The sequence below is a fragment of the Leucobacter sp. NPDC015123 genome (assembly GCF_043080205.1).
GTDB classification, from domain to species: Bacteria; Actinomycetota; Actinomycetes; order Actinomycetales; family Microbacteriaceae; genus Leucobacter; species Leucobacter aridicollis_A.
The window spans coordinates 29,488-50,076 of sequence record NZ_JBIBVH010000006.1; the positions used below are offsets into that span (position 1 = coordinate 29,488).

Below are 20,589 nucleotides of genomic sequence, written 5' to 3' on the forward strand. Positions count from 1 at the left end.
CAAATGCGGCCCGCCAGACCCGTTACCCAAAAGTCATGTGACGGCAACATTGCTCGCACGGACTCGACTCGGGGGCCGCACACGCCGCGGGCGGACAGCGCACACGCCAGTCCACACGCCAGGACGCTCGCGGCCATCACCAAAGTTGTCTATACATGCTGGCCAGCCGGGCCCCGGGGTAACTTCCTGTTCACTTGGCCAAAAACGCGTGCCGCGGGCGCCGCTCGCGTTGTGGCGTCAAAAAAACTTTGCCGCTTGACTTGCGTCTATTTAGTTCATTAGCTTTACTAACCAATATGAAGCACGTAACGACGCGTCCCGCGGGCGCCACTGCATGGGCGATGAACCCACGCCGGGCCCGCGATCTCAGGGTTGCGGCGAAGGCAACCCCTGGAGACACGAAGCTCCACAACCGCACGCTCGTGCTGCAGACGCTCTACATCTCTGGCCCGCTCAGCCGCGCAGACATCGCTCGAACGACCCAGCTCACCAAGGTCACGATCTCGGGCCTCGTCGCCGAGCTCATAGGTGAAGGCCTCATCGAGGAGCTCGGTCAGCAGGAGTCCCACAGGCCAGGAAAGCCAGCGATCCTTGTCGACCTCGCTCGCAGCTCCCACGCGATCGTCGCGCTCGACCTCTCAGACGACAAGTTGCTCCGCGGCGCCGTTATCGACCTTGCAGGACGCACGCTCGCGCGCGTCGAGGCGCCGCGATTCGACTCGGCCGGCAACGCAGTCACCGGCGACGCAGCCTGCGAACTCGTCGTAGACCTCGCCCTCACCCTGCGAGACGCGAGCGAAATCCCTATCCTCGGTCTCGGCGTCGGCACCCCGGGCGTTGTCGACGACGACGGGGTTGTGTGCGTGGCGCCCAACTTCGACTGGGAAGGCCTCCCCCTCAAGCGCATCCTCATGGAGCGCACCGGGCTGGCGACCTCGATCGGCAACGACGCAAACGTTGCCGCGCTCGCCGAGTACAGCTTCGGCGACACGAGTGAAGACTTCGCCCTCGTACGAATCGGCTACGGCGTCGGCGCTGGCATCATGCTCGGTGGCCGCAGCGTGCCTGGCAGCAAGTTCGCCTCAGGTGAGATCGGCCAGGTCATGGTCGGCACCGACCTCGGTATTGACGCACCCTACGCACGCGAGCAGGTGCTCGAGCACTGGCTCTCAGTTCCAACGCTCTCCCGCGCGCTCGCCGAAGCGGGGCCCAAAGGCCGCGAGGCTGTGCTCCGCGAAGCCGGCAACCGGCTCGGCGTCGCGCTCGCCCCAGTCATCGGCATGCTCAACCTCGCCGAGATCGTCCTCTCGGGTCCGCCCGAGCTCGTCGGCGGCACCCTCGCCGACGCCGCATTCGAGATCCTCACCCGCCGCACCATGCCCGATTCGCACGACACGCTCGTGATCCGGGCGAGTAGCCAAGGCGAGGACCTGATCCTGCGCGGCGCGGCAGCCATCGTGCTGCGCGAACGCCTCGGCGTGAGCTAGCCCCGACGCCACACACACTCCCAGTCACACAACACGTATCGATGAAGACACGAACCCGCGTCTCGGCCACCGCCGAGTCGCACACCGAAAGGAACACAACAATGAAGAGAAAGCTCGTTGGCCTCGCAGCAGCGGCTATGGCTTCGACTCTCGTCCTTGCCGGGTGCAGCCCGGCTGCGTCGGGTGGCGACAGCGGCAACAACAGCGACAAGACCCTGACGATGTGGGTTATTGGCGGTGACACCCCGCCCGAGCTTCGCGAGTACCTCGCAACCGAGTTCAACGAGAAGACCGGCGCGACGCTCAAGATCCAGGAGCAGGGCTGGGGCGACATCATCACGAACCTCACCACGAAGCTTCCCGACGAGAAGAACACCCCCGATGTGACCGAGATTGGCAACACCCAATCGCCGGCATTCACAAACGCGGGCGCGTTCCTCGACATCAGCGACATGTACGACGAGCTCGGCGGCGATAAGCTGCTCCCCTCGTTCGTCGAGGTTGGAGCCGTTGAGGGCAAGAACTACACGCTCCCCTACTACTTCGGTTCGCGCTACACGTTCCTCCGTAAGGACGTCTGGGATGCCGCAGGTCAGAGCATCACCCCGGCATCGCTCGACGAGTTCAACGAGTCGGTCAAGGCGATCACCAAGGCAAACCCGAAGGGCATCGACAACTTCTCGGGCTTCTTCCTCGGCGGCCAGGATTGGCGCGACGGCATCTCGTGGATCTTCGCGAACGGCGGCGAGATCGCAGAGTTCAAGGACGGCAAGTGGGTTGCGACCCTCGATTCGCCCGAGGCACTCAAGGGCCTCGAGCAGCTGCAGGATCTCTACAACAACGCGTCGAACGCTCCGAACGACATGAAGGACGCGAACCAGTACCAGTACCTCAACGACTCCGACCAGGTGAAGGATGAGGACGGCAACGTGACCGAGGACCTCTCGCTCGCGGCGGCAACAATCATGGCTCCGGGCTGGGCACACTGGTCGATCGGCGACCTCGTCACCAACGATAAGGGCGAGCCCGCACGCGAGTGGAACGACGATACGTTCGCGACCCTCGTACTGCCGGGCAACGACGGCAAGCCTGCCCCCGTCTTCGCAGGCGGCTCGAACATCGGCATCTCGGCGAAGACTCAGAACCCTGAGCTCGCCAAGGATCTCATGCGCATCATCTACTCCGAGGAGTACCAGACGATGCTCGGCGAGAAGGGCCTCGGCCCGGCGAACTCGGACTTCGCTGATTCGCTCGGTTCAGACCAGTTCGCGAAGGCGCTCATCGAGTCGGCGTCGAACTCGAAGCTCACCCCCGCCGCACCCGGCTGGGCTGCAATCGAGTCGAAGAACATCATGGAGGAGTTCTTCTCCAAGATCCGCGACGCGAAGGACCTGAAGCAGCTCGCTCAGGACACCAACGCACAGCTCGACGCACTGCTCAACCAGAAGTAACGTCGGCACCGGGGGCCCGCACGACAGCTGCGGGCCCCCGTCCACACCCCCAAACGTTTCAAGGAGAACCGCGATGAGCGTCGACACAGCTCCACCGGTCGGCACGGGAACACGCGAGAGCACCGCCGCGTCGGATCACACGGCCCCAGCCCCCCGGAAGCCCCGCCGGCGCCTCGCCCCCTACATGCTGCTGCTGCCAGCAAGCATCATCGTGCTCCTCGCGATGGCGTACCCCGTGATCTGGCAGCTCATCACCTCGATGCAGCAGTTCGGGCTCGCCCAGCAGTTCGGTGCACCGCCCGAGTGGGTCTGGTTCGAGAACTACGCAACGCTCTTCAGCAACCCGACAACGTGGTTCGTGGTGCTGCGCTCCGTGCTGTTCTGCCTCGCCGCTGCCACGGTGACGATGGTCGTCGGCATCGGCCTCGCGCTGCTCATGCAGGCGACCTCCAAGAGCGTTCGCCTCACGTTGCAGATTGCTCTGTTGCTCGCCTGGGCAACGCCAGTGGTCGCAGCAATGACAATCTGGAACTGGATCTTTGACTGGCGCCGCGGCCTCGTCAACTGGCTGCTCACAAACCTCGGGCTCCCCTTCAACGGCCACAACTGGCTGCAGGAGCCCCTCAGCTTCTTCGCTGTCGCCCTCATCATCGTCGTCTGGATGAGCGTGCCATTCGTCGCGTTCTCGGTCTACGCTGGGCTCACCCAGGTTCCGGGTGAGGTGCTCGAGGCCGCGCAGATGGACGGCGCGAGCCCATGGCAGCGCCTCCGCCTCATCATCGTGCCGATCATCAAGCCGATCCTCGGCATCGTCATGCTGCTGCAGATCATCTGGGACCTTCGCGTCTTCACGCAGATCAAGCTGCTGCAGGACCGCGGCTCGATCGCGTCAAAGACCGACGTGCTCGGCACCTACATCTACCAGCTCGGCGTTGGCTCCTCAGACTTCGCAATGGCTAGCGCCATGTCAATCTTCGTGCTGCTGCTCACAATCGTGCTGAGCTGGGCGTACGTCCGCAATCTCATCAAGGAGGACGACGAGTCATGAGCCAGGCCTCACTCGCGGGTTCCGCACCCCGAACCACCACGATGACGGCCCCCGTCGAGATCGTCTCCGCGCGCGGCCGCCTTCGCACAGGCAAACCGTGGCGAATCGTGCTCAACGTCGTCGGCGTCCTGCTCGCCGTTGTCTGGGCGTTCCCCGTCTACTGGATGGTGAACTCGGCATTGCTGCCGAATGTCGTCCTCGAGAAGACGACGCCGACGCTCCTCCCGTTCGGCGGCTCCCTCAAGAACTTCCAGGCAGTCATCGCTGACGGCTCATTCTTCAAGGCGCTCGGCATCAGCGTGTCGATCGCGGCGATCGTTGTCGTCGTGTGCCTCATCTTCGCGTTCCTCGCCGCGCTCGCGATCAGCCGCTTCAGGTTCAAGGGCCGCCGCAGTTTTGTGCTCGCCGTGCTGTTCATCCAGATGCTGCCAGCAGAGGGCATGTTCATCGCCCAGTACAAGCTCATGGCTGGCCTCGGGCTGCTCAACTCGATCATCGGCGTGAGCATCATCTATATCGCGGCCGTCGTGCCCTTCACGATCTGGATGCTCCGCGGCTTCGTCGCTGGCATCCCAGCGGACCTCGAGGAGGCGGCGATGGTCGATGGCCTGAGCCGCACCCAGGCGTTCCTGCGCATCACGTTCCCGCTGCTCGCGCCTGGCCTCGTCGCGAGCGGCATCTACGCCTTCTTGCAGGCCTGGAACGAGTTCACTGTCGCCCTCGTGCTGCTCGACGCAGACAACAAGACGCTGCCACTCTGGCTGCGCGGCTTCATCCAGCAGTCGGCGAGCACAGCGATCGATTGGGGCCAGGTCATGGCCGCGTCGACGCTCGTCGCCGTGCCAGTCATCATCTTCTTCATGTTTGTGCAGGGCCGCATGACGAGCGGTCTCGTGAGCGGGGCGGTGAAGGGATGAGCGAGCTCGAACGCGACATCCTCGCGACGCTTATGCCCGGCTTTGTCGGCTTCGAGCCGCCCGCCTGGCTCTCGGAGGCATTCGACGCGGGCCTTGCGTCGGCGTGCGTCTACGGCAACAACGTGCGCGACCGCGAGCAGCTGCGCTCGCTCGGACTCGCGCTTCGCGAGCTCGCGCCACACGCCCTCCTCGCGATCGACGAAGAGGGCGGCGAGGTGACCCGGCTGAGCTACCTCGAAGGATCGCCGTACCCAGGTGCGGCCGTGCTCGGCCGCGTCAACGACGAGGCGTATTCAGAGGAGATCGGCCGACGTGTCGCCCGCGAGATCTTGAGCGCGGGTTTCAATCTGGCGCTCGGGCCTGTCGCCGACGTGAACAGCAACCCGTTGAACCCAGTGATCGGGACACGAAGCTTCGGTCCGACGCCCGAACTCGCCTCCCGCCACGTGGCGGCATGGGTGCGCGGTCTCGAGGGTGAGGGCGCGGTCGCCTGCCCGAAACACTTCCCTGGCCACGGCGACACGGGGCAGGACTCACACCACGAGCTTCCGACTGTCACCGCATCGCGTGAGCTCCTCGCCGAGCGTGATCTGCCGCCGTTCGGCGCCGCGTTCGCCGCCGGCGCCCGCAGCGTGATGACGTCACACATTGTGCTCACTGCGCTCGACAGCGCCGTGCCCGCGACGTTCAGCTCGCTGATCCTGCAGGATCTGCTCCGCGGCGAGCTCGGCTTTACGGGCGTCATCGTCTCTGACGCGCTCGACATGCAGGGAGCAAGCGGCGAGATCGGCATCCCCGAGGCAGCCGTGCGCGCGCTCACCGCCGGCTGCGACCTGCTCTGCGTCGGTGTCGATACGACTCACGAGCAGCTGACCGAGATCGTGACGCACGTCGCAGCGGCGGTCGCGGAAGGCAGGCTCGGTGCCGACAGGATCGCCGACGCCGCGCACCGCGTGCGCACGCTCGGTGCGACGGCGGGACCGCTAGCGAGCGCTACCGCGGGCTCACCCGACGGCGGCGAACCACGCGAGGCAATCACCGAAGCCGAACTAAAACGCGTCGCCGCGTCCTTCGACGGCGCTGAGGCAGCTGGGCGCTGGGCGCGCGAGCACCCGAGTGCAGCCGTGCTGCGCGTTAATTCCGAAGCGAACATGGCTGTCGGCTTCGCGCCGTGGGGGCCTTTCGCGGCCGCGGAGACGCCATTTCCCGGCCAGGCAGCCGCAGCGGCGGCGTTCGGTGCGCGCGCGCAGTTCGACCCGAGCGAGGCGTACCCAAGCGATGGCGTGATCGTCATCGGCCGCGAGCTGCATCGTGCGGCCGAAGTGCTTGCGCGGATTGAGGCGCTTCGTGCAGTCGGTACCCCGGTGCTCGTCGTGGAAATGGGCTGGCCAGCGGCCCCCGCGCCCAGTGAGGACTCGACGCACTACGCTGAACTTGCAACGTATGGCTCCTCCGCACTTGTCGGCGCGGCGCTGATTGATCTTCTCGAAAGCACCCCCTCATGACACCCGCTCCGCGCATCGGCCTCGACATCGGCGGCACGAAGATCGAGGGCATCGCGCTCGATCCTGCTGGCGAGATCGTCGCCCGCGCCCTCGTTCCCACGGTCCCCGGGCCCTTAGGCGTGCTCCAGGCGAGTGGTGACATCGTCGCCAGCCTCGTCGGCGATTCTGGGATCTCGCGAACAGAGTTCGCCGGTGTCGGGATCGGGATCCCCGGCCAGGTCGATCGCGCCACTGGAACTGTGCGCAACGCGTACAACATGGGCCTCTCGTCGCTCGCGCTGGGCCCCGAACTCTCGCGCATCGTCAACATGCCAGTATCGGTCGACAACGATGTGACAGCCGCCGCGATCGGCGCTGCAGCAATCATGCGGCTCGACGGCACCGTCGCCTATCTGAACCTGGGAACCGGGCTTGCGGCCGGCGTCACAGTCGATGGCGTGCCGGTTCGCGGCGCGGACGGCTACGCCGGCGAGATCGGTCACCTCGCCGTCGACCCGCGCATGCGCGCGTGCCCCTGCGGGCAGCTCGGATGCCTGGAGACCGTCGCAAGTGGTTCGGCGTTAAAGGCGTACTGGCCTGCGGGAGGCGAGCACCCCGGCCGCACGCTCAACGCAGCCGTCGCTGCGGGTGACGCTGACGCACAGCAAGCCCTTGCCTACCTCATTGAGGGCGCAGCGCAGACGATCCGCGTGCTCGGGCTGACAGTCAACCCAGGCGCGTTCGTCGTCGGCGGCGGCCTCCGCCTCCTTGGCGCGCCGTTGTTCGATGGGATTCGCGCACAGCTGAGCGAGTGGGCCGCGGCCTCCGAATTTATTGCGGCGCTGCGGTTCCCAGAGCGCCTGCAGGTACTCCCCGAGGATTCCCCAGCGGCGGCAATCGGCGCAGCAATTGCAGTAAATGATTAGTCACAGTTGCGCAGACGGGTTCGCAGGGTAGCCTGTTGGTATGAGTGAACTGCGACTAGAAGAACTCTCTGCAGCGACAATCGTTGCGGTGAACACCCTTGGCCTGAAGCCCGGCCAGGAACAGTTCATCACGCCCGTCTCCTACGCTGCGGCCGCCGCGGTCACCCCGCAGGACAGCGCGTGGCAGCGAGTCGTACTGCTCGACGACAAGGTCGTCGGGTTCATCCACGGCAATTTCGACCCAGACGCGCCGCAGGAGGAGTTCCGCGCGGCGCTGTGGCGCATCAACGTCGAAGCTGACGTTCAGGGCCAGGGCGTTGGTACCTTCGCGGTCAACGCGCTCATCGAAGAGGCGAGGCGTCGCGAGGTCGGCCGCCTCACCGTGCTCTGGGAACGCGGCGCCGAGGGCCCCGAAGAATTCTTCCTGCACATCGGCTTCACACCCGTAGGCGAAACCCCTTACGGAGAAGTCATTGGGGCGATCGACCTCTAAGTCGTTTTCTGGCGGGGCATCCCCGGGTCGTTCAGCAACCGAGCGTGGGCTCATTGTCTCGGTCATCTCGTCGCTGTGCTTTGCCGGAATCTATTTCATTACGCCAAAACTCGCGCCCGCATCGGCCGAGTCCCTGTGGGGTATCAGAAACCTCTTCACGCTGCCGCTGATTCTGCTGACGCTTGCGGCATTCCGCCAGCAGCAGCTCATCGCCGACATTTGGGCACGACTGCGGCGAAAGCCGCTCCTCATCGTGCCAATCCTGATCTGCGGTCTGCTCGTCGCAGCGCAGCTGTGGGTGTTCAGCTGGGCTCCCCTGCACGGCCGCGGCCTCCACGTCGCGCTTGGGTACTTCCTGCTGCCGCTCATCCTCGTGATTGTGGGCCGCTTCCTGTACCGCGACACGCTCCTCTGGTGGCACTGGCTCGCAGCAGGCGTCGCAGCAGTTGGCGTCGCGTGGGAGATCGTTCGCGTCGGTTCGGTGTCGTGGGAGACGCTGCTCGTCGCGCTCGGCTACCCCGTCTACTTCGTGCTGCGCCGTGCACTGAACATCAACCACCTTGGCGGCATGTTCTGGGAGTTTCTCGTGCTCGCCCCCGTGGCCGTCTGGCTCGTTGTTGCGGAAGTCACAAACGGGCGCACCCTCGACGAGAACCCCGCCCTGCTGTGGCTCGGCCCTGTCTTCGCGCTCTGGAGCGGCTTCGCGCTCATCTGCTATCTCCTCGCTTCCCGCTTCTTGAGTATCAGCATTTTCGGTCTCATGAGCTACCTCGAGCCCGCTCTGCTCGTCGTCGCATCGCTGCTTATCGGCGAGCGCATCGCGAGCGGAGAATGGCCAATGTACATGGCAGTGTGGGGCGCCGTCGCGATCCTCGTCATCGGCGGCGCTGTGCAGCTCGTGCGCAGCTCACGCGGCAAGGGGACTGGCGGCTCCACCGCGCAGCCACCCACCCCGCCAGCAGGGTAAAGTGCTCGTATGGGTGAGCAGCAGGAACACGTCCCCGACGGGCACGAGCACGGCTACATTGGGCACAAAGAAGACCTGCTCAAGCGACTGCGTCGCGCCGAGGGCCAGGTGCGCGGAGTTCACCGCATGGTCGAAGAAGACAAGTACTGCATCGACATCCTCACCCAGGTCTCAGCCGCAACAAAGGCGCTCGAGCGCGTAGCCCTGTCGCTACTCGACGACCACCTCCGTCACTGCGTCGCCTCGGCCGCCGAAGAGGGCGGCGAAGTCGCGCAAGAGAAACTTCGCGAGGCAACCCAGGCCATATCGCGCTTCGTGGGATGATTTAAGCGCCAGGTCTCTACAGACAAGGAGCGCGATGAGCGATCAGCCCAACAATCCGACACCCGAGTTCGACATGGCAGATGCCGGCCAGGTCGATATCACCCCCGAGATTGACGAGCTTGAGGAGCTCCTCGGATCTGACGAGGCTGACGACGACTCGGCTAATGCGCCATGGCGTCACGGCTATCCGTACGACGAGAAGCTCGGCCGCAAAGAATACGAAAAGACCAAGCGCAAGCTGCAGATCGAGCTGCTCAAGCTGCAGGCGTGGGTCAAGGAGTCCGGCGAGAAGATCGTCATCGTGTTCGAGGGCCGCGACGCCGCAGGCAAGGGCGGGGCGATCAAGCGGTTCACCGAGCACATGAACCCGCGCGGCGCGCGCGTGGTCGCGCTCGAGATCCCCACTGACCGCGAGCAGACCCAGTGGTACTTCCAGCGCTACGTCGCGCACCTCCCAGCCGCGGGTGAGATCGTGATGTTTGACCGCTCCTGGTACAACCGTGCGGGCGTCGAGCGCGTCATGGGCTACTGCACTCCGCAGCAGTACCTCGAGTTCACTCGGTCAGCGCCTGACTTTGAGGAGCTGCTCGTGAACTCGGGCATCCACCTCGTCAAGTTCTGGTTCTCAGTCGGCAAGGCCGAGCAGCGCGCACGCTTCACGTCACGTTCACAAGACAAGGTGAAGCAGTGGAAGCTGTCGCCCACCGACCTCGCGAGCCTCGACAAGTGGGACGACTACACACGCGCGAAGGAGGCAATGTTCTTCTACACAGACACGCCTCACGCTCCGTGGACCGTTGTGAAGTCAAACGACAAGAAGCGCGCCCGCCTCGAGGCGATGCGTTGGGTGCTCGCGAAGTTCGATTACCCGGGCAAGGATCTCGACGTCGTCGGCACGCCAGATTCGAAGATCATCGGCTCACCCAACGATGTTTACGATGACGGCGAGACGCCGACTGGCACGTTCCCCGTCGTGAACGGCAAGTAGGGGCGGCGGGGCGAGCTGGCTCGTTCGGGTTCCGCGCCCGCCCGTCGGGGCTCCACGGCTGCCTTTCGGGTCTCCATCCCTGCCCGCCGGGGCTCCATCCCTGCCCGTCGGGTATCCAGCCCTGCCCGTCGGGTATCCAGCCCTGCCCGCCGGGGCTCCGCGGCCACCCTTCAGCCGCAAGCCATGAGATCTGCAGAAGACATGCCCTCCTGCGCAGGAGCAGGGATTGCTACTGCAGATCTCATGGCTTACTGCTGACAGGCTCGTGCCTCGGAGCCAATTGTGGCCGAAGTCTAAGCGCGTGCTTGGAGGAGGCTAGTCGCAAGCTAGGAGCGGGCAGACCGGTAGGCCGCAGGCTAGGAGCCGGCAGGCGACAATTCAGGAGCCGGCACGCCGCAAGTTAGGAGCCCGCAGGCCGCAGGCGAGGAGCAGGCAGGCCGCAAGCCACGAGAAGGCTAGCCGCCAGACCCCCGTGATCTTTACAGACCCGAGTAGGCGTGCAGGCCCTTGAAGAACACGTTCACGACCGAGAAGTTGAAGATCACGGCGGCGTAGGAGACGATGTTCAGCCACGCCGAGCGCGTGCCGCGCCAGCCGCGCGTCGCACGGGCGTGAATGAAGCCCGCGTAGAGGACCCAGATGATGAAGGTCCAGACTTCCTTCACGTCCCAGCCCCAGTAGCGGCTCCAAGCCGCCTCGGCCCAGATCGAACCGGCGATAAGCGTGAATGTCCAGAACGCGAAGCCGATGATCGCGAGACGGTAGGCGAGATCCTCGAGGCGAACCTGGTTCGGGAACCCGCCCATGAACGCGAGCGAGTTCGTCTGCCCTGCCTTGAGGTAGCTCGCACGGCGCGCCTGCAGGAGTTGCAGAATCGAGAGACCGAACGAGAGCGTGAAGAACCCGACCGCGAGCACAGCGACGATGATGTGGATGACAAGCCAGTACGAGTCAAGCGCCGGCACGAGCGGCACGATCTCGACGTAGTAGTTGACCTTCGCTACACCGAGGAACACGAGCGTGAGCCCGGTCACGAGGGTGCCGAGGAATCGCAGGTCAACGAAGAACTGGACGATCAGAAAGATGCCGACGACCGCAACCGTCGCAGTGAGCGCGAACTCATACATGTTCGCCCACGGGACCCGGTCAGCAGCGATGCCGCGCAGCACTGTCGCGACGAGGTGCAGCGCAAAGCCGAGCACGGTGAGTGCAAAGCCCGCGCGCAGCCAGCGCGACCGGGGTGCTGCGGCCGGTGCCTTCTGGCGGGGCTTCGTGAGTGTTGTGGTGCCGCCTGCGGCGGCCTTCACGCCCGCCGCAGGGGAGGCCGCTGCGAGCTCTGCATCGCCGCTTCGGTTCGCGAGGTCAACCACGTAGAAGACAAACGCGATCGCGTACACGATCATGCCTGAATACAGCGCGATCGTTGAGTAAGTTTCAAGCTCGGTCAGCACAATTCCTCAGGATACTCCGTGTAGCGGATTCCTCGCTGAGAGTATGGCTGGTTCCGCGAGGGCGCGAAGCCACGGGAGCGCGGGCGGCCCGCGATGCGCTGCAGCAGGCCGCCCGAGTCTTCACGCTGTTGTTAGTGCCCCGCTAGCTCGTCGTCGAGCCGCGCGTAGCTCGTCTCCATCCCGTCAGCCATGCCTGTCGAGAGAATCATCTCGCGGGTCGCCGTGTCTGGGTAGGTGATGAGCAGCGACACGAGAGTCCCGCCAGCTACAGGGATGAGCGTGAGCTCGTTCCTCGTCACCGGGCTCTGCGCCGCGTCGGGATCTTCGGGGGTGAACATCGCCTCGGTCGTCACCGAGCGACGCGGTGGTTCGATCTCGAGCACGGTTCCTGTGAACCCGAAGCGCTGCTCACCGTTGTCTGACACCCACTCGGTGCGGTGCCGCTCACCGACGGCCGTGGCGACCTCGCACACTGGCATCGACCAGCCGTCGGGGCCGAGCTGCCACCGGCGCAGCATGTCTGCATCGTGATGAGCTCGCCAGACCTGCTCGACTGTGCCGCGAACGATTCTGCTCGTCCGGGCTTGGGTGTCGCCGATGAGCTGCAGCTCGGTACCCGACCCGACGGCGAATGCGGTGAGGTCTTCGACGACAGCGTCGATCTGCGCCATCGCCTGGCGCATCCCCTCTTCCATGCCCATCGCGCGGAGCTGTTCGAGCTCCTCGATGGTGTTAAAGAACGTGGTGGTCGTGAGCCGAGACCCGAGGGCGGTCTCTGCAAACTCGAACACCATTCGCATATCTGGCATCGCGGTGTTTGGCTCGCCGTCCTCGCTCGCGAAGCCGTCGCGCACCTCAAACGAGGTGCCTTCGTTCACTGCCACCCACTTCCAGTACCCCGCGCTGATCTCGCCCTCGGGCCCCGTCATTCGGTAGTTGCTGACGCCGCCCGGGTAGCCGTCGTGGCGTGTGAAGGTTGCCGGGTATGTTGGCGGCCCCCAGAAGCGTTCGATCTGACGGGGGTCGAGGTACGCATCCCAGAGCCTGCGGACAGGCACAGTGAAGTCAGCGACAACTGTCAGCGTGAGCGCTTCGGCGTCCTGTGTAACTGCGGTGATTGGCATTTCGGTGTTCCTCTCAAGAGGGGTCGGAAGGCGACTGTTCGCCATCTTCGGCGAGTAGCGCATCGAGCCTGTCGATGCGGCCGCGCCAGAGCTGTTCGAAGTGCCCGAGCAGCTCTCTGGCTCGGCGAATGGTCTCGGGTTTCGCCCTCACGATGCGCTCCCTCCCGCGCGGAATCTTCGCGACGAGGTCGGCGGCTTCGAGCACCGCGACGTGCTTCTGCACCGCCGCGAATGACATCTCGTAGTCGCCCGCGAGGTCTGACACCGAGAGCTCACTTGCTAGCGTTCTGCGCACGATGTCGCGTCGCGTGGCGTCAGCAAGGGCCCGGAAGAGCCTGTCCACCGCTTCGTCTGAATACTCTGCTACTACAACCATTTGGTTGTATGTTACGCCGATTCTCGATGAGCGCAAGGGGTGTGCCCAGAAAACCCAGCGAACCGCTGCGGACTAGCTATGCGGCGTCGGTCGCCTCATCGGAGGCCGCGCCCCTGCGCTTGCGACGCCAGCTCGCGAACGCGCGCCAGATCTCGATCAGGATCGGGATACCAGGGATCAGCACGAGCACGATAATGAACACTTCGCTGTACTCGCGCACGAACGGGATCTGGCCGAGGAAGTAGCCGAGAAGCGTCACTCCCACCGCCCAGAGCAGCGCGCCGATCGCGTTGTAGACCATGAAGTGCTTGCGCGTCATGTTTCCGACGCCGGCAGCGGCGGGCACGAATCCGCGAATGATTGGGAGGAAGCGGGCGATGACGATCGCCTTCGGACCGTGCTTCTCAAAGAACGCGTGTGTGCGCTCAACGTTCTCAGGGTTGAAGAACCGGCTCTTTGGCCTGTTGAAGATCGCTGGGCCGAGCTTGCGCCCGAGCGTGAACCCGAGCTGGTCGCCGGCAAACGCAAAGATGAAGAGCAGCACGCACGTGATCCAGATCGGCACGTCGATGATGCCTGTCGCACTGAAGAGGCCGACCGTGAATAGCAGCGAGTCGCCAGGGAGGAACGCGAGCACGAGCACGCCGGTCTCGAGAAACACGAATGCGCAGGCAAGCACCAGCGCGATCCAGCCGCCCGCCGAAAGCAAGGTTTCGGGGTCGAGCCAGTCGATGCCGAACAGCGCCGGGGTCGAGGTAAGCGTGAGCGGATCGGCCAGAGCGAGGAGCGAATTCACGCCTTTAAACTACCAGCCGCAGCCTGCCGTAAACTCGGAATCACATGGATTGTGGGCATGCTGCCCGCTGCGCGCCGCCCTCGCGACCTGGGCAGTCCGTTCGAAGTGAGGCAAGATGCAAGCCACCATCATTCACAGTGTCACGCTCGTCAGCGACGGAGCCGAGACCGCGAACGCCTGGGTGTGGTTTGAGGCAGGGACCGTGCGCGAGATCGGTGCGGGAGACTCCTGGCGACGCGCAGCGGCCGAGGCCGGCCCCGATTGCGACCTCGTCGACGGCAGTGGGTCGACCCTCTCCCCCGGGTTTATCGACATCCACATGCACGGCGGAGGTGGCAGCGCAAACGAGGAGGGTGCCGACGCGATCCGGAACGTGCTCGCTACCCACCGCGAGCACGGCACGACCCGCGCCGTGCTTTCACTCGTGACTGGCCGCCCCGCCGACCTCTTGGCGCACCTCGCCACGATCGCAGACCTCACGGAGACCACGCCCGGGGTGCTCGGCAGTCACCTTGAGGGGCCCTTCCTCGCCGACAGCTTCCGTGGCGCGCACGACCCCGAGATGCTCCGGTCGCCACTGCCCGACGAGACTACGGCGATGCTTGCCGCCGCGCGCGGCACCCTTCGCCAGATCACCCTCGCTCCAGAACTGCCCGGCGCCTCCGCGGCGATCGCGAGTTTCGTCGACGCGGGCGTCGCGGTCGCCGTCGGGCATACGAGCGCGACGTATGAACAAGCCCGCGCTGCGTTCGATGCGGGGGCGAGCATACTCACGCACACGTTTAATGCGATGCCGGGTCTGCACCACCGGGCCCCGGGCCCGATCGCCGCGGCATTCGAGGCGCAGCACGTCACACTCGAGGTCATCAACGATGGCGTGCACGTGCACCCTGCGCTCGTGGGACTCGTGTTCAACGAGGCCCCCGGCAGGGTCGCCCTCATCACCGATGCGATGGTCGCAGCGTGCGCGCACGACGGTGACTACATGCTCGGCTCGCTCCCTGTGCGTGTCGAGGCGGGCGTCGCACGTCTTGTCGCCGACGGCGCTATCGCCGGTTCCACCCTCACACTCGACGCCGCCCTCCGCCACACCGTGGCCGAGTGCGGCGTCCCGCTCGCGGAGGCGATCCTCGCGCTCACCGCGACGCCGGCAGCCGCAGTCGACCGCGCACACGACCTCGGCTCGCTGCGCCCCGGCTACCGCGCTGACGCCGTGCTGCTCGACGACACGTTGCACGTGAAACGGGTGTGGCTCGAGGGCGCCAGCGCCCAGACTGTTGGTTCAGCTGCCGAGGCTCACCAGGCGCACTGATAATCTCTCGGCATGAACGCCACAGAGATTCACGCCCTGCTGACCGAGGTGCTGCACCACGCCATCGACAACGGAGATCGGGACTACTTCGCAGAGGGCACGTTCCCTCCAGACGGGTGGATCCAGGTCACCTACTCCGCGATCAATCTGAGCTATGCATCGACCACGGACCCGGCCGAGTTGCTCGCCCGGCTCGAGGTGCCCGAGTACGTGGAGGTTGCCAGCTGGGAGCCAAACACGTACCTCACCTTGACCCACGGCGCGGACGACACCGAGGCCATCTCGAGGTTCACTGCGGAGCTGATCGAGGCAATCGCCGCCAGCGACTCCTAGCCGCAACCCGGAAGGCCCGGCCTCACCGAGCCCTCGCCACGCAGCGGCGACGCCCGCGACCAGCTACCGGGTGGCGTGTGACTTCGCCGTTCGCTTGCGCGGGGGCGCGAACAGGAGCCACGCAACAGCGCCCGAGCCGCCGACAAACCACACTGCCCACCACGGGAACCCCAGGCTGACACCGTCACCAGTGAGGGTCTCGTTCTGCGGCGCCTCAGAGTCGGGCAACCTGACTGCATGCACCATAAACCTGTGACTGTTCACGCCGATAGGGGTGCATGTGAACAGCGTGACCCAGTCCTCGCCCTCGCGGATCTCAAGTGAGTCTGTTTCGTTCGGCAACACGGTTTCGACGCTCTCCACGCGGTAGTGGTGATCCTCGCCGAGCACGCTGATCCAGAACGTGTCGCCCACCTGTGCCTTCGGGAGCTTCGTGAACAGCTTCGAGTGCAGCAACCCCGAGTGGGCAGTCAGCACCGAACGCGTCGACGGGCCACCGATCGGCAGCGAAGTACCGTACATGTGCCCGGCCCCCTTCGAGATCACCTGATCCGAAGTCCCGTGGTAGGCGGGGAGCGAGATGTCGAGGCGTGGGTAGTTGATGGTACCGATCGCGTCGGTGCCGCTCACCCGCAGCATCTCCTCGTAAGCGAGGTACAGGTCGCTGCGCTTCGCCTCATCCTCATTCACCGAGATGTACGGGTCGGTCAGTGGCCCGGGCTCGAGCTTGTCGTTATAGGCGTATGCGGCATCGAGAATACGCTGGCGCTCGGCAGGGTCGGTGCCCTCCACCTGTTTGACGTACCCCGAGATTTCGGCGTTGTGCCCGATTCGCGCAACCCACGAGGCCGCGTCTGGGTAGACGAGCATACCGATTGCGACCATGGCGACGACCTGCAACACAATGTTGAGCGCGAGCTGGCCCTTCGTGCGCCGCTTCGGCTGCCGCGCACGCCCCCGTGCGGGAGCCGCTGCTGCCTCCGCTGCGGGCGCAGGGGGGAACTCAGTCTGACTGGCCTCGGCCATCGTCAGCTTCCCTGTGGCTCGCGCCGACGCCGCATTACGACGACGGCACCGACTGCGACGAGGACGCCGCCGAGCAGCGCGGCGGCCGCGATCTTGCCGCCAGTTTCCGAGAGACCCGGGACTGGGGGAATGACCGCGGTCGCCTTCCAGACGACGGCACGCAGCGTCTCGGGGTCAGTCGCCGACATGACGCTCCCTCGCAGGATCACGTCCTCTCCCGTCCAGCCCGCAGGGTAGGACACGGGCTTCGCGAAGTAGTCGCGGTACAACTTGCTTCCGGGCTCGCGGTCGAGGCCGTCAGCGAAGTTCGAGTAACGCAGGCACGGCACGGTGATGAGGCCGTCTGCAGAGGTGCGCAGTTCGGCGCCGTCCGAGAACGTCACCGGGCGCTTCGACGCGCGAGCGTCAGCCTCGCTCGTGTACAGCCTGAAATCTGCGCCCTGGATGAGATTGTTCGGATGGCCCTTTTCGTGCACGAGAATGCGAAGCGGGCCGAACTTCGTCGTCGCCGTGTCAGTGACGACACCAGCGTCGCCCGCGAAGAGCCGCACCTCGTTCGTGTACTCGCCCGGCGCGTTCACAGCGCTCGCAAACGAGATCCGCACCTCGGCCGAAGTGTCGACGAGCAGCTTCGCGATACCCGTCTCAGTGAAGACTGTCTCGAGCGCGACTCGGCCATCGATCTCAGTTTCTGTCACGGCGTAGTCGACACCGGCAGTGAGCGCGGGCTGACCCGTGATCTCCACTGTCGTGTCTGCAGCCGTACCGCGGAGCTCGACGCCCTGCGCGAGCACGTGCTGCACCCTGTAGCTTGAGAGCTCGCGCACGTCAGGGATGACGTTCAGCGCCGACCAGATGACTGGATCTCCACAAGTCACCGCGTCGGCGTCGCGCACGCCGAGCTTTGTCTCTACAGACGCAGTCTTGGGGTAGACGTGCACTGTCGTAAGCCAGTCGCCTGCACTCGTCGGGTTCGGAAGGGGGAGCATCACGAGGAACGGGACAGCGCGGATCGCCCCGGCCGGCGCGGATGTCTCGGTGACGAGGTACAGCCCTGTCTGCAGGTCGCTGAACACAACGCTGTTGTCAGCGGCAGTCACCCCGGTTCCTGCCACTGGCTCACCCGCGACAAGGCGAGCGGCGGTGGCAGGCTTCATGTCGACCGCGCGATTCCAGTCGACTGTTTTTTCAAGCTTCAGCCCAGGAACGCGCTTGATCTCAAACGTGTGCCCGGCGACTCCCGTGGGCGCATCAGCGCCTGGCGGCAACCCAGAGCCTGGCTTGCCAGCCGGATCCGGCTCGACACCAGGGTGAATCACAAGCGTCTTAGGCCCGTCGGGCAGTACGAGGTCGGCTGCATTCGCCGGTGAGGCGATCCCGATCCCCAAAACGAGAGAAAGGACCGCGAGCAGGGTTGCAACAGTGCCGCCCCGCGATCCGCGAAATGCGCCGTTCGTGAGCGCTTCCGTCATGACTTCCTCTTCTCGTCAGTATCGATGTTGATCGTAGCGCCCGCACGCTTCTTGGTTCGGCGGGGGGCGAACAGCAGGTAGGCGACGACGCCCGACCCGCCAACAAACGCGGCAGCCCACCAGGGGAAGCCTGCGCCGAGCCCATCACCCGCAAGGTCGGTGTCCCCCGCGCCTGGTGGCGCTGGGACGCGGACTCCGTGCACCAAGAAGCGGTGACTGTTCACTCCGATTGGAGTGCAAGTAAAGAGTGTGACCCGATCCTCGCCGTCGACGACGTTGAGTGAGTCAGTGACAAAAGGTTCGACAGTTTCAAGCCCGTCGACCTCGTAGTACCGGGTTTCGCCAAGCACGCGCACCTCGAAGACGTCGCCGACTTTCGCCTGCGGCAACTTCGTAAACAGCGAGGCGTGCACGAGCCCAGAGTGCGAGGTGAGCACTGAGTGCGTCGACTCGCCGCCAACAGGCAGCGAGGAGCCGTACAGGTGCCCAACCCCGCGTGAAATCGCGTCATCGCCAGTGCCGTGGAACAACGGTAGGCCAATGCCGAGGCGCGGGTACACGACCTCGCCGATCACACCGTTGTCGCTCGCCCGAAGCACATCCTCGTACGCGCTGTAGGAGGCCTGGTCGGCGGCTGCGGCCACGGGGTCCCCCGTAGCCGAGTAAGGATCGATGAGTGCCCCTGCGGGCAGGTTCGCGTTGTAATTGCGAGCCGCGCTGAGCCCCTCGGCAAGCTGCGCCTCGCTCAATCCCTCGACAGTGCGAACGTAGCCTGATCGTTCAGAGTTGTGCGAGAGCGTCGCGAACCAGTCGGCAGCGGCCGGATACACAAGCGCGCCAATCCCGATCATCGCGACGACCTGTAGTACGACAGGCACACCAAGCTTTCGCCGCTTGGCGGGTCGGGAGGTGCCCGGTGTATCAAGCATGAGCGCGTGAGCCATCGGGCACCTCCTTTCCCATCTACCTATCGTCTTCCTGTCGGAGGGAAGGGGTTACTCCGCGGCGTTCTGACGACGGCGTGCGACGATGAGCACAACGGCGAGCAGCGCGATGCCTGCAACAGTGAGCATGATCGTGCCGGTGCCACCGGTGAGGGGAAGCACGAAGCCACCGCGGTCGTACTGGTTCACAATCGTCTGAGTCGTCTGAGTTGCAGACTCCTTCGTGACAGTGAACTCGATGGGCTCGGCAAGCAGCTGGTGATCCTTCAGTGCCTTGGTCTCAACGAGCCAGTACGACTGGTAACCGGGCTGGCCCTTCGCGATCTCCTTGCCGTCAGCGAAGTTGCTGTAGCGGAGACCGGTGATGTCGACGCGACCCTCAGCGTCTGTCGTCCACACGCCGTCCTTGTGCGAGCCTGCAGCAGGCTTGAGCGCCTTCGCGAGCGCGTCTGCGTCACCGTTCACTGCAGCGCGTGCGTCCTTCGCAGATGCGAACACCATGAACTCAGCGCCAGCAAGGTTCGCGGTCTTGCCCTCAGGGGCGCCCTCGCTCTTCTTGATGAGCGCGTAGTTGCCGTACTTGACCTCGGTGCCGGGGATTTCCTTCGGCTCGGTCTGCGACTTCGACGAGTAGAAGTGCGCGACGTTCTCGATCTCGCCAGGCTGCGTGACGACGGTGTCGAGCGTGAGCACGACGTCTGCGGTCTTCGTCGCAGCGACCTTGTCGAGGCCCTTGGCGGTGAAATCGATTGTGACGGTGCTCTTGCCGCCTGCGGCTGCAACCTTTACGGTGTAGTCCTCGCCGAACACGAGACCCGCAGGCGCGGTGACCTTGACACCCGAACCGTCAGCGGCGGTCTTCAGGAACGCGTCGTCGAGCACGTCGACAATCTGCAGCTTGTCAGTCGCAATGTAGTTGCCGGTCGAGTTGTCGCGCGGGCTCGGGTTGTCGACGGTGATCGTCCAGGTGACGGTGTCGCCGACCTTCAGGTCAGCGGCATTCTCGACCGTCTTCTGGCCGAGCACAGTGTGGTTCTTCGGGTACACGTAGATCGTGTCGAGCCACTTGTTGAGGTCGGTCGGGTGGGTGAGCGGTGCGGCGACGAGGAAGTCACCCGCTGCGACGACGCCAGCCGGCGTGTTGGTCTCACGGACGAGCCAGAGACCAGCTTCGAGCGCCTGCGCACCCTCCCAGCGGACAACGCCGGCTGCGTCGGTGACGCCGGTGCGGTCTGCTGCCTTCGATGCAACTGCAGCCTTCGCAGCGGTGAGGGTCGTGTCAGCGATCTCCTGCTGGCCCTCGTTCGTCATCGGGTTCTTCGCCAGCGGAACCTTGTAGGCCTCGAACGTGACTCCCTGGATTGCCTGAGCAGTCAGGCCGGTCTGCTCGAGGCCAGTTGCTGCAGCGCCATTCTCGGCGGGCTGCTCGAGCTTGGTGATGACGAGACCGGACGAGTCGGGCATCGTGTCTACCGGTGCCGCCTGAGCAGCTGTGGCACCGCCGAATGCGAGTGCCACGGCGGTCGCGAGCGCACCTGCGCTCGCGAGAAAGCCGCGCTTTCTTGAATGCAACATTGTTTCCCCTTCTTGAAAACGATGGTGTGTGTTGGTCTTGGGGGTGATTACTCCGCCCCCGAGTTCGGAGTGTCTAGAGTGAGCGTCTCGCTCGG

20 protein-coding genes are annotated in these 20,589 nt (G+C 65.0%); 12 read left to right on the forward strand and 8 right to left on the reverse strand.

Features of this window, described 5'->3' with window-relative positions:
• The first annotated feature begins 296 nt into the window (after positions 1-296).
• The 10 genes from ACF07D_RS12115 to ppk2 all read left to right on the forward strand — a co-directional run bounded on the left by ACF07D_RS12115 (position 297) and on the right by ppk2 (position 10,085).
• Positions 297-1,487 carry an ROK family transcriptional regulator gene (locus ACF07D_RS12115; protein ID WP_391505074.1) on the forward strand — a complete coding sequence of 397 codons (1,191 nt, stop codon included), beginning with the start codon at positions 297-299 and terminating at the stop codon, positions 1,485-1,487.
• 101 nt (positions 1,488-1,588) lie between these two features.
• On the forward strand, positions 1,589-2,938 hold the full coding sequence (locus tag ACF07D_RS12120) for an extracellular solute-binding protein (protein ID WP_119281669.1): 1,350 nt from the start codon (positions 1,589-1,591) through the stop codon (positions 2,936-2,938).
• Between the two features lie 184 nt (positions 2,939-3,122).
• Positions 3,123-3,986: a carbohydrate ABC transporter permease gene (locus tag ACF07D_RS12125; protein ID WP_391505159.1), complete on the forward strand. Its 864-nt coding sequence runs from the start codon at positions 3,123-3,125 to the stop codon at positions 3,984-3,986.
• Positions 3,983-4,903 carry a carbohydrate ABC transporter permease gene (locus ACF07D_RS12130; RefSeq protein WP_391505075.1) on the forward strand — a complete coding sequence of 307 codons (921 nt, stop codon included), beginning with the start codon at positions 3,983-3,985 and terminating at the stop codon, positions 4,901-4,903. The genes ACF07D_RS12125 and ACF07D_RS12130 overlap by 4 nt, the downstream gene beginning before the upstream one ends.
• The gene (locus tag ACF07D_RS12135) at positions 4,900-6,408 is read left to right on the forward strand and encodes a glycoside hydrolase family 3 protein (protein ID WP_391505076.1); all 1,509 of its coding nucleotides are present in this window, start codon (positions 4,900-4,902) and stop codon (positions 6,406-6,408) included. The genes ACF07D_RS12130 and ACF07D_RS12135 overlap by 4 nt, the downstream gene beginning before the upstream one ends.
• Positions 6,405-7,313: an ROK family protein gene (locus tag ACF07D_RS12140; RefSeq protein ID WP_255808878.1), complete on the forward strand. Its 909-nt coding sequence runs from the start codon at positions 6,405-6,407 to the stop codon at positions 7,311-7,313. Before ACF07D_RS12135 ends, ACF07D_RS12140 begins: the two co-directional genes overlap by 4 nt.
• Before the next feature lie 40 nt (positions 7,314-7,353).
• Positions 7,354-7,806, forward strand: coding sequence for a GNAT family N-acetyltransferase (locus tag ACF07D_RS12145; RefSeq protein ID WP_119281673.1), 453 nt, complete (start codon positions 7,354-7,356; stop codon positions 7,804-7,806).
• Positions 7,787-8,773, forward strand: coding sequence for an EamA family transporter RarD (rarD, locus tag ACF07D_RS12150; protein ID WP_255808877.1), 987 nt, complete (start codon positions 7,787-7,789; stop codon positions 8,771-8,773). The genes ACF07D_RS12145 and rarD overlap by 20 nt, the downstream gene beginning before the upstream one ends.
• Positions 8,774-8,782: 9 nt before the next feature.
• A complete protein-coding gene (locus ACF07D_RS12155; protein ID WP_119281675.1) occupies positions 8,783-9,097 on the forward strand; it encodes a metal-sensitive transcriptional regulator in 315 nt (104 codons plus the stop codon).
• Positions 9,098-9,131: 34 nt separating this feature from the next.
• On the forward strand, positions 9,132-10,085 hold the full coding sequence (gene ppk2 / locus ACF07D_RS12160; protein ID WP_391505077.1) for a polyphosphate kinase 2: 954 nt from the start codon (positions 9,132-9,134) through the stop codon (positions 10,083-10,085).
• A gap of 479 nt (positions 10,086-10,564) precedes the next feature.
• On the opposite strand, the gene ccsB is transcribed toward ppk2, so the two are convergent.
• From ccsB to ACF07D_RS12180, 4 genes are all read right to left on the reverse strand, one after another.
• On the reverse strand, positions 10,565-11,533 hold the full coding sequence (ccsB, locus tag ACF07D_RS12165) for a c-type cytochrome biogenesis protein CcsB (protein WP_391505160.1): 969 nt from the start codon (positions 11,531-11,533) through the stop codon (positions 10,565-10,567).
• Between the two features lie 134 nt (positions 11,534-11,667).
• Positions 11,668-12,660, reverse strand: coding sequence for an SRPBCC domain-containing protein (locus tag ACF07D_RS12170; RefSeq protein ID WP_391505078.1), 993 nt, complete (start codon positions 12,658-12,660; stop codon positions 11,668-11,670).
• A gap of 13 nt (positions 12,661-12,673) precedes the next feature.
• A complete protein-coding gene (locus ACF07D_RS12175) occupies positions 12,674-13,036 on the reverse strand; it encodes a helix-turn-helix transcriptional regulator (protein ID WP_119281678.1) in 363 nt (120 codons plus the stop codon).
• A 76-nt stretch (positions 13,037-13,112) separates the two neighbouring features.
• Entirely contained in the window at positions 13,113-13,832 is a 720-nt protein-coding gene (locus ACF07D_RS12180) for a VTT domain-containing protein (RefSeq protein WP_255808876.1), read from the reverse strand.
• Between the two features lie 115 nt (positions 13,833-13,947).
• On the opposite strand from ACF07D_RS12180, the gene ACF07D_RS12185 reads away from it, so the two are divergent.
• Together ACF07D_RS12185 and ACF07D_RS12190 are read left to right on the forward strand one after the other, a co-directional pair.
• Positions 13,948-15,144 carry an N-acetylglucosamine-6-phosphate deacetylase gene (locus ACF07D_RS12185; RefSeq protein WP_391505079.1) on the forward strand — a complete coding sequence of 399 codons (1,197 nt, stop codon included), beginning with the start codon at positions 13,948-13,950 and terminating at the stop codon, positions 15,142-15,144.
• A 12-nt stretch (positions 15,145-15,156) separates the two neighbouring features.
• Entirely contained in the window at positions 15,157-15,477 is a 321-nt protein-coding gene (locus ACF07D_RS12190) for a hypothetical protein (protein WP_391505080.1), read from the forward strand.
• A 63-nt stretch (positions 15,478-15,540) separates the two neighbouring features.
• Here ACF07D_RS12190 and ACF07D_RS12195 read toward each other — a convergent pair whose 3' ends face one another.
• Genes ACF07D_RS12195 through ACF07D_RS12210 form a run of 4 tightly spaced genes read right to left on the reverse strand, consistent with a single transcriptional unit; the run spans position 15,541 to position 20,494 of the window.
• On the reverse strand, positions 15,541-16,503 hold the full coding sequence (locus tag ACF07D_RS12195) for a class C sortase (RefSeq protein WP_391505081.1): 963 nt from the start codon (positions 16,501-16,503) through the stop codon (positions 15,541-15,543).
• Between the two features lie 2 nt (positions 16,504-16,505).
• A complete protein-coding gene (locus ACF07D_RS12200) occupies positions 16,506-17,975 on the reverse strand; it encodes a SpaH/EbpB family LPXTG-anchored major pilin (RefSeq protein ID WP_391505082.1) in 1,470 nt (489 codons plus the stop codon).
• Positions 17,972-18,919, reverse strand: coding sequence for a class C sortase (locus ACF07D_RS12205; RefSeq protein ID WP_391505083.1), 948 nt, complete (start codon positions 18,917-18,919; stop codon positions 17,972-17,974). The genes ACF07D_RS12200 and ACF07D_RS12205 overlap by 4 nt, the downstream gene beginning before the upstream one ends.
• A gap of 51 nt (positions 18,920-18,970) precedes the next feature.
• Positions 18,971-20,494 carry a SpaH/EbpB family LPXTG-anchored major pilin gene (locus tag ACF07D_RS12210; RefSeq protein WP_391505084.1) on the reverse strand — a complete coding sequence of 508 codons (1,524 nt, stop codon included), beginning with the start codon at positions 20,492-20,494 and terminating at the stop codon, positions 18,971-18,973.
• Positions 20,495-20,589: the final 95 nt, after the last annotated feature.

What these genes read in the sequence shown, in the direction of transcription:
- ACF07D_RS12130 (WP_391505075.1), top strand. Translation starts at nt 3,983, where the DNA reads ATGAGCCAGGCCTCACTCGCGGGTTCCGCACCCCGAACCACCACGATG.
- ACF07D_RS12175 (WP_119281678.1), bottom strand. Translation starts at nt 13,036, where the DNA reads ATGGTTGTAGTAGCAGAGTATTCAGACGAAGCGGTGGACAGGCTCTTC.
- ACF07D_RS12145 (WP_119281673.1), top strand. Translation starts at nt 7,354, where the DNA reads ATGAGTGAACTGCGACTAGAAGAACTCTCTGCAGCGACAATCGTTGCG.
- ACF07D_RS12190 (WP_391505080.1), top strand. Translation starts at nt 15,157, where the DNA reads ATGAACGCCACAGAGATTCACGCCCTGCTGACCGAGGTGCTGCACCAC.
- ACF07D_RS12205 (WP_391505083.1), bottom strand. Translation starts at nt 18,919, where the DNA reads ATGGCTCACGCGCTCATGCTTGATACACCGGGCACCTCCCGACCCGCC.
- ACF07D_RS12140 (WP_255808878.1), top strand. Translation starts at nt 6,405, where the DNA reads ATGACACCCGCTCCGCGCATCGGCCTCGACATCGGCGGCACGAAGATC.
- ACF07D_RS12200 (WP_391505082.1), bottom strand. Translation starts at nt 17,975, where the DNA reads ATGACGGAAGCGCTCACGAACGGCGCATTTCGCGGATCGCGGGGCGGC.
- ACF07D_RS12195 (WP_391505081.1), bottom strand. Translation starts at nt 16,503, where the DNA reads ATGGCCGAGGCCAGTCAGACTGAGTTCCCCCCTGCGCCCGCAGCGGAG.
- ACF07D_RS12210 (WP_391505084.1), bottom strand. Translation starts at nt 20,494, where the DNA reads ATGTTGCATTCAAGAAAGCGCGGCTTTCTCGCGAGCGCAGGTGCGCTC.
- ACF07D_RS12185 (WP_391505079.1), top strand. Translation starts at nt 13,948, where the DNA reads ATGCAAGCCACCATCATTCACAGTGTCACGCTCGTCAGCGACGGAGCC.
- ACF07D_RS12155 (WP_119281675.1), top strand. Translation starts at nt 8,783, where the DNA reads ATGGGTGAGCAGCAGGAACACGTCCCCGACGGGCACGAGCACGGCTAC.
- ppk2 (WP_391505077.1), top strand. Translation starts at nt 9,132, where the DNA reads ATGAGCGATCAGCCCAACAATCCGACACCCGAGTTCGACATGGCAGAT.
- ACF07D_RS12120 (WP_119281669.1), top strand. Translation starts at nt 1,589, where the DNA reads ATGAAGAGAAAGCTCGTTGGCCTCGCAGCAGCGGCTATGGCTTCGACT.
- ACF07D_RS12115 (WP_391505074.1), top strand. Translation starts at nt 297, where the DNA reads ATGAAGCACGTAACGACGCGTCCCGCGGGCGCCACTGCATGGGCGATG.
- ACF07D_RS12135 (WP_391505076.1), top strand. Translation starts at nt 4,900, where the DNA reads ATGAGCGAGCTCGAACGCGACATCCTCGCGACGCTTATGCCCGGCTTT.
- ACF07D_RS12170 (WP_391505078.1), bottom strand. Translation starts at nt 12,660, where the DNA reads ATGCCAATCACCGCAGTTACACAGGACGCCGAAGCGCTCACGCTGACA.
- ACF07D_RS12125 (WP_391505159.1), top strand. Translation starts at nt 3,123, where the DNA reads ATGCTGCTGCTGCCAGCAAGCATCATCGTGCTCCTCGCGATGGCGTAC.